Here is a 2,925-nt window from a genome sequence, read left to right on the forward strand (position 1 = left end):
TGCTAACCGAAAATTAACCTCCCCAAGCTATGAATGTAAAAGAAACAATCAGGGACAGAATACCACGATTCTCAAGAAGACATACTCGATTGCTTACATAATCCAACTTAGTTTTGTGACAATAGGTATTGAATGAATCCGGACGCCATCATGTCAAAACTTTGCCTTTCAGGTCTTACCCCAAATAAAAGTCAAGGTGCCGCCACCAATAAACCCAATCCCCCGGCTGTTAGCTGTGAGATAAAAGTTTGTGGATGACCCTCTTAAAATGATCAAGGGTGATAGGCAAAATATCAATAGGAACCTGAATCAATTCAAAAAATTCCATAATCATTGCCTCATCGAGTGCTTCTACACCAGTATCCAAAAGTAAAATTTGATCATACCAGCCAAGATTGATCCTGGCATCTTCCACCGTCCATAACCCTTGATCTATAGAGCTTTTAATCATTTTAAACCAGGCTGGCGTCATAATGCTGGTTCGGCTCTCCTGCAGCTCCTTGGTTTTTTTCTGACCCAGAAGCATTTCAATACAGTTTAGCTCCTGAGGCATGGTTCCACAGCAGCTGTTGGCAATATGGTTTATCGGTTGCTGTGCCTGACAGTCTTGCCCAACAAGTAGCGTGATGGCAGCGCCTTTTCCCTGGGCTGTTTTAATCGCTTGACTGAGCTCTTTTTGCATGGATTCTGCACTGATATGAACCGCATAATCCATTAAATGAACAACCGGCTTATTCGATATTTCAGCCAAAACAACATCAAGCTCTTTGGCAAAAATCGGACATGAAATAAGATGATGTTTCATTAAAGTAGTTTTGTTGAAAGCTTTATAACTCTGTTCACACTTCAGCTGGGTTTTCCCCGCAACTCAAATATGCGTCGGCATGCATTATTTGAGATAGCAGTAATCGCTCTGGTAAATATTCTTTTACTACTCCAAAAACCGCACATTCAATGACCTTTTAAAACAATCATCGCTGACATCTGAGCAAGTTCACTGAGGCGGTTAACCCTCAAGGCCCCGAAATACCCATTGACAATTAGGCTTAATCTGTTACCAAATCAGGCTAGCAGGCGCTCAGGCACCTTCACGCAACAACACCATTACCATTTTTATTTGACAAAACGATACACCTTGGCTGAACCAACAGAGCAAAGGATACCTTTGATCAAAGATGGCAACTATCCAAACAATAAGCATATTAGGGAGTGGTTGGCTAGGAGTTCCATTAGCTGAGCATTTTATCTCCATGGGTCACCATGTTAAAGCTTCAACCACATCAGAAAGTCGGTTGCCGGAATTAACCTCTATAAATGTCGAACCATTCATCGTTGATCTTGGCGTTTTACAGGATAGTATTCAATCTTTCCTTCAAGCTACTATTCTTATAATCAACATACCGTCAAAAGACATAGATGGTTTTGGTAATCTGGTAAAGGAAATTGAAAAATCTGCAATTGAAAAAGTGGTTTTTGTCAGCTCCACGTCAGTTTATGAAAACAAAAATAAAACAATATCAGAGTCAGATGGAGAAGAGTCAGCGCTGAACCCTTTAGTGACAATCGAAAACCTTTTTAGAAACTGCAGTAAAATAAAAGCTACAATTGTCCGGTTTGGGGGGTTAATTGGTTACAGTCGAAACCCTGGAAAATTTTTTCATAAAGGCAGGCTTATCCAAAATCCAAACTCAGGAGTAAATCTTATTCATCGTGACGATTGCATTGGCATTATCAGCCAAATTGTCGAACAAGAAGCCTGGGGCGAGGTTTTCAACTGTTGCGCAGACACACATCCCACAAAAAAAGAATTTTATACATATGCAGCACAATCCATTGGCGTTCTTGCACCTGAGTTTGCAGAATCAGAAGCTGACTCATATAAAATAATAAGCAATTTACGAGTAAAGAAGGTCTTAAATTATCAGTTCAGGCACCCAGATTTGATGAAAATAAAATTTGAGAATTGAAACCGCACTGGGCGGAATAGTAACCCGGCATTAACAAAATGAAGCTGTCAAATAAATCAAACTCATGAAACCTATTGATCTTATAGAGCACCCGGAGGGCGGACGGTTCCTGGAAGTATTCAGGTCCGCCCAAACTGTGCCTACAAAGGAAGGCCACTCCCGGTCAGCCTTGACCCACATCTACTTTTCACTCAATCCCGGAGAGGTAAGCAGGTTTCATAAAGTAGCCTCCGATGAGGTCTGGAACCTGTATCAGGGATCTGGGCTGAACTTGTACATTTGGGATGAGACAAGCACACCTCCTAAATCTATTAGCCTATCTGCCGATAACAACCGCTTTTGCCATGTCGTTCCGGCAGGCACCTGGCAGGCAGCAGAGCCTATATCCGAAAAGGTCCTTGTCGGTTGCTCTGTTGCGCCCGGCTTTGAATTTTCAGATTTCACACTGATCAACCCAGACTCAGAAGAAGCAAAACTGCTCATCTCTGTCGCACAAGAAATGGTTAGATTCACCATTCCATTGTAAAAGTATCAAAATGGGCGGCTCTATCGGGAAAATTACTCTTGTGCTTCCTGCCTCACACGCAGAAATGACGGGAATTTGGGGATTCCTGATTGATAGAACCCGTAATATTTAAATGTTATCGTGCTCCCCACCGTCGGAGGATTATCTCTCTGGGCATCACTAAAACCGGTGCCGATTCTAAACTGTTTTCCGTCCGGCAGCTCAACTAACAGGGAACCAACTCTCCCCAGGTTCTGCCCTTTCCCTGGAAGATGGGCTAAAACCACAGCCTCGGCATCCAGAAAGCTTTTGACCTTCAGAATATCCCCGCTTCTCCCTTTAGTATACAGCGCGTCCGGCCTTCTGACGATCAGGCCTTCTCCGCCAAGACCTTCAATTATCCGCAGTTCTTCCTTCAACTCATCGTTACTTGATACTGTCTTCTGGGCGATA

Annotated in this window: 4 protein-coding genes; 2 read left to right on the forward strand and 2 right to left on the reverse strand. The window is 42.9% G+C overall.

The window, feature by feature from the left end:
• Window positions 1-229: 229 nt before the first annotated feature.
• Window positions 230-805, reverse strand: a complete 576-nt coding sequence (locus HQK80_16145) for a DUF1638 domain-containing protein (GenBank protein MBF0223722.1) — start codon at window positions 803-805, stop codon at window positions 230-232.
• A gap of 370 nt (window positions 806-1,175) precedes the next feature.
• Here HQK80_16145 and HQK80_16150 point away from each other — a divergent pair, with 370 nt between their 5' ends.
• A complete protein-coding gene (locus HQK80_16150; GenBank protein ID MBF0223723.1) occupies window positions 1,176-1,967 on the forward strand; it encodes an NAD(P)H-binding protein in 792 nt (263 codons plus the stop codon).
• Between the two features lie 64 nt (window positions 1,968-2,031).
• Window positions 2,032-2,493: a cupin domain-containing protein gene (locus HQK80_16155; GenBank protein MBF0223724.1), complete on the forward strand. Its 462-nt coding sequence runs from the start codon at window positions 2,032-2,034 to the stop codon at window positions 2,491-2,493.
• 32 nt (window positions 2,494-2,525) lie between these two features.
• Here the strand turns inward: HQK80_16155 and HQK80_16160 are convergent.
• Window positions 2,526-2,925, reverse strand: a 400-nt coding sequence (locus tag HQK80_16160) for a DNA ligase (GenBank protein ID MBF0223725.1), incomplete at its 5' end; no start/stop codon positions are given.

The sequence above is a fragment of the Desulfobulbaceae bacterium genome (assembly GCA_015231515.1).
In the GTDB taxonomy this organism is placed as follows: domain Bacteria; phylum Desulfobacterota; class Desulfobulbia; order Desulfobulbales; family VMSU01; genus JADGBM01.